The 3,720-nt window shown below is 67.7% G+C and carries 4 protein-coding genes and 1 pseudogene; 1 reads left to right on the top strand and 4 read right to left on the bottom strand.

Annotated features, from left to right (window positions below):
• The first annotated feature begins 290 nt into the window (after window positions 1-290).
• Window positions 291-623, top strand: coding sequence for a hypothetical protein (locus ACFY2Z_RS41595; RefSeq protein ID WP_390749185.1), 333 nt, complete (start codon window positions 291-293; stop codon window positions 621-623).
• Window positions 624-659: 36 nt separating this feature from the next.
• Here ACFY2Z_RS41595 and ACFY2Z_RS41590 read toward each other — a convergent pair whose 3' ends face one another.
• The 4 genes and pseudogenes from ACFY2Z_RS41590 to ACFY2Z_RS41575 all read right to left on the bottom strand — a co-directional run bounded on the left by ACFY2Z_RS41590 (window position 660) and on the right by ACFY2Z_RS41575 (window position 3,284).
• Window positions 660-971 (bottom strand): transposase, encoded by a 312-nt coding sequence (locus ACFY2Z_RS41590; RefSeq protein WP_390749184.1) that lies wholly within the window; start codon window positions 969-971, stop codon window positions 660-662.
• A gap of 133 nt (window positions 972-1,104) precedes the next feature.
• Window positions 1,105-1,449 (bottom strand): annotated as a pseudogene (locus tag ACFY2Z_RS41585) (transposase); the annotation flags it as partial.
• The gene (locus tag ACFY2Z_RS41580) at window positions 1,347-1,976 is read right to left on the bottom strand and encodes an IS5 family transposase (protein WP_390749183.1); all 630 of its coding nucleotides are present in this window, start codon (window positions 1,974-1,976) and stop codon (window positions 1,347-1,349) included. The pseudogene ACFY2Z_RS41585 and the gene ACFY2Z_RS41580, both read right to left, overlap by 103 nt.
• 414 nt (window positions 1,977-2,390) lie before the next feature.
• Window positions 2,391-3,284, bottom strand: a complete 894-nt coding sequence (locus ACFY2Z_RS41575; RefSeq protein ID WP_390749182.1) for a methyltransferase domain-containing protein — start codon at window positions 3,282-3,284, stop codon at window positions 2,391-2,393.
• Window positions 3,285-3,720 lie beyond the last annotated feature (436 nt).

The raw sequence follows: 3,720 nt of genomic DNA, 5'->3' as shown, positions 1-3,720 counted from the left end.
TGGAAGAAGGCGCTGAACCAGTTCTCACTGTTCTTCGAGGACCGGCTCAACACCAGGTAACCCCCGGGGACTTACACAAAGTCACTGACACGTCCGGAGCAGGCCACCCGATTCACGCTCCGGGAGCGGTTGGGGCAGTCGTCTGGGTCCGGAGAGTTGTACGGCACGCCGTTGATGGCCACCGGTATGTGACTGTTTGTTGAGGCTTGGCGTAGTTGCGGCCGAGGTCGGCCGCTTCCTGACGCTGTGTCGCCGGTTGGTGGTCGGTCGTGGTCTGGGATGATCGCGCGGTGAGTGAGGTAGGGCTGTCGGCCGCCAAGGCCGTTGCGTCACACGTGCGGGCGTTCTTCACGGGGCATGGTGTGGAGGTCGTCGACTACGACCTCGGACCCGAACGGCGAGAAGTAGTGCCCGATCTGCGGATTGTCGTGGCGGGGCCCGGCCCCCGCAGCGACGGCTGGGCCTATGTGAGCGCCGGGTGCTGGGCTCCGATGGAAAAGGACGGTCACGGACTTGAGTTCGTCATGACCGCGCGGGTTTGCGACCAGCGGTTCATCGAGCTCATGGCGATGATCGCCTACTACCACTGCGGAGGGCATGAGCTCGGCCTGAGGCACAGCTGAGCTGCCCCGAGTTTCGTAGAGGCCGGTGATCTTGTCTCAGGCGGACTGCGGGGTTTGCTCCGGGCTCCGCCAGAAGGCTTCCTCGTACTCGGCAGGCGGTACATAGTCGAGCGCGGAGTGGAGACGCTCTTCGTTGTACCACGTGACCCACTGGAAGATCGCCCGCTCGACCTGGTCGACGTCGTTCCAGGGGCCCTGCATCTCGATCAGCTCGGCCTTGAAGGTGCCGTTCAGGGCCTCGGCCATCGCGTTGTCGTAACTGTCCGCGACGGACCCGACCGACGCCGAGGCGCCGATGTCGGCGAGCCGGTCGGTATTACCGAATTGATACGTATTGCCCAGGTTCAACCAGTCGTTGCAACACACCTGATCAGAGAGGTGTGTTGTGGGACGACCAGCGGGTTGGATGACGGAGTTGACGGGGCGGTCGCCCATGAAGTCGCCGGGACGGCCCTCGACTCGGCGGGAGGTCGAGAGACTCAACGATTGCCGGATACTTTCTGCCCCAGGCGTCGGCGAACTCGGCGAACCGGTCCAGGGCTGCCTCCTCGGTCGGTGCGGTGTAGACAGGCTTGAGGAGCTTGGCGATCTTGTCCCAGTCCTGGCGGGCGGCATAGCGGAAGGAGTTCCGCAGCAGGTGGACCACGCTGGTCTGGACGATCGTCTGCGGCCAGATGATTCCGACGGCCTCGGGCAGGCCCTTCAGTCCGTCGCAGACCAGCATCAGGACGTCGCCCACGCCGCGGTTTTTGATCTCGGTGAGGATGTGCAGCCAGTGCTTGGCACCCTCGCCGCCGTCGCCGGCCCACGGCCCCAGGAGTAGTTTCCGTCGGCCCACACCCGTGTGAGGCGCCAGTGCCGCTCACGCAGCCGGACCAGCAGGGTCTGCCCCGCGTCCCGGTCGGTGACCGAGGCTGCGGTCCCGATCACGGCCAGCAGCAGTCCGAGGGCGTCCACCACGATGTGGCCCTTGCGGCCGTTGATCTTCTTTCCGCCGTCGAAGCCCCTGGTCGCGGCAGGCACCGAGTCGGCTCCCTTCACCGACTGCGCGTCGATGACGGCTGCCGTCGGCTCTGGATCGCGGCCCGCAGCCATGCGGACTCGGTCGCGCAGCCGGTCGTGGAACTCGGCGGCCAGGCCCTTGTCCCGCCAGCGCCGGAAGAAGGCGTGGACGCGGTCCCACGCGGGGAAGTCCGCGGGCATCGTCCGCCAGGTGATGCCGCCCGCGACCAGGTAGCGCACCGCGTCGACCACCTGCCGGTGGCAGTAGCTTTCCAGTTGCCCGCCGCGGCCCTCCAGCCAGCCGGGGACCGGCATCACGTCGCGTACTATCGCCCACTCCACGTCGCTCATGTCGGACGGATACCTCGGACGCCTGTACGGCCGATCCCCGACGTTCCCGAGCCGGTGAGCGAGGCAATCACGCTTCAGGGACGCCGAGTTGGACGACATCGGAGCCGACACGGAAGACTGCAGCACCAGGGGCCTCGTGTTGCTCGGTTGGATTCGACACCCACGAGCTGTGCAGGAGGCCCCGCTTTCATACTCAGCCAGCCATGAGATCACCCGACCGAGTCGACGACCTCGAACTCATGCCCACTAAGATCGATAGAGCAACGGCTTCTAACGTTTTGTCGGTGGGAGAGGCTTGACGGGATCGCGGGTTGGCCCCAGCTTCGGTGACGCACGGCGCGCACCTGCGCGAGCTGCTTGGCCTCCCTCGACGAACAGCGCTGTGGGCAGGTCGGACAAGGCTTGGATGTGCAACTAACCGAGTGCCGGCGGGTGCTCGGCTGGACGGCGTCCCCAGGCCGAGATCAGCGGCGCGAGTGTCAGGTCGAGTTTGCCGGCGTGGATGGCGGTCAGGTGCGCGTCGATCTCGGCGTCGTCGGCCAGGCCGGCCGCGAGCAGTTCGCCGCGCACGTGCCGGATGGTCGCCGCCTCCAGCCGGTCGCAGGCCGGCCCGCCGAATGGGAAGGAGCCCCCCGCGGCGACATCTACCAAGCCAGCCTCACGCAATGCCCGTGGCAGTGTCCGGCCGTAGCGCAGGTCCGCGCCGCGGCGCGCCAGCAACTCCCGGACCGCGTCGCGCAGCTTGTTGGCCCGCCGCTGCGCAGGGCCGCTGTCGTCCAGGCATGCCAGTGGCTGCAGAGCGGTATCGGCGTCCTCGACCAGCAACCAGCCACCGGGCCGTAGCGCTGCCGCCATCGTGGCCAACGCCCGAGCCCGGTCGGGTACATGGACCAGCACGAGCCGGGCGTGCACCAGATCGAACGTCCCCGGCTCCGGGGGCGGATCAGCGGCGACGTCGTGCCGACGCACCTCGTACCCGTCGCCTGTCTTCAGCCACGACAGGTCGATGTCCGTGACCAGCACGTGCCCGGTCGGACCGACGGCCGCCGCGAGCGCCTCCGGGATACTGGGGCCACCGGCCCCCACTTCCCAGCAGCGCGAGCCGGCCCTGACCCCCAGTCGCTCGAAGTGCCCGCGCGTCACATCGTCGAACAGCTCGGCCAGCCAAACGAATCGCTCGCCCGCCTCGGCGCGCGCGTTGTCCAGCAGGTACCCGCGGGCGGGAGGGGGCTCTCCACCGAGCGCGGTAGTCCCGGCTATCGGATCCGGTCGGCCACCGACGTGCGGCGGGCGGGGCGAGGAGGTCATCACTACATGGTCCACCTCCCCAGGCGACCCGCGCCACGACGACGGGAGAGAGGCATCTCACACAGCCAGCGAACCCCGCACGTCCTACAGCACGGTTCTGCACCCTGACGCGCCGGAAGGGATACATGTACTCGGCCTCCAGAGCCAGCGCACCAGCGCGGGACAGCGCGCGGATCGGACTGTCGGCTACGGCCGGTTCGACCTCGTACCGGACGCCAGCACGTGAAGCCGAACGAGGAGGAAGACAAGGCCCTGTCTGAGGCCAAGACACGGAAGTACGGCAGGTCCCACGTCGAACAGCGTGTGGGTGGACGAGGCGACGGCGTAGAAGGTCCTCGACTTCGCTCTGGAGAAGAATGCCAGCAGGATCAGCAGGTGGATGCGGACGCAGGGCGGCTCGAGCGAGCTGACGTTCAGGGGTACCTTCGGCCCCGAC

This window comes from Streptomyces sp. NPDC001222 (genome assembly GCF_042896945.1).
In the GTDB taxonomy this organism is placed as follows: domain Bacteria; phylum Actinomycetota; class Actinomycetes; order Streptomycetales; family Streptomycetaceae; genus Streptomyces; species Streptomyces gibsoniae.
This window is presented reverse-complemented; position numbering and strand designations above follow the sequence as displayed.